The sequence below is a fragment of the Limosilactobacillus oris DSM 4864 genome, from assembly GCF_001434465.1.
GTDB lineage: Bacteria > Bacillota > Bacilli > Lactobacillales > Lactobacillaceae > Limosilactobacillus > Limosilactobacillus oris.
Genome location: NZ_AZGE01000068.1, coordinates 1 through 360, shown reverse-complemented (window position 1 = coordinate 360; position 360 = coordinate 1). Strand labels below are relative to the sequence as shown.

The 360-nt window shown below is 55.3% G+C and carries 1 pseudogene; it reads left to right on the top strand.

The features are described 5' to 3' along the window. Positions 1 to 360: pseudogene (locus tag FC49_RS10085) on the top strand (MSCRAMM family adhesin SdrC); the annotation flags it as partial.

Genomic DNA, 360 nt, shown 5'->3' with positions numbered 1-360 from the left:
CTGATGTCGATGCGCTGGTTGACGCACTCGTCGATGCACTCGTGGAGGCACTGACTGAAGCAGAAGTCGAAGCACTCGTTGACGCACTCATTGACGCCGAAGTTAAAGCACTCATGGATGCGGACGTGGAAGCACTCGTTGATGCCGACGTTGATGCGCTCGTGGAGGCACTTATCGATGCTGATGTCGAAGTACTGATTGATGCAGAAGTAGATGCTGATGTTGATGCACTCATTGATGCGGAAGCTGAGGCGCTCGTTGACGCGCTCACTGACGCGGAGGTCGATGCACTCGCCGATGCACTGATTGACGCTAACGTGGAGGCACTCGCTGACGCGCTAATCGATGCGGAGGTTGATG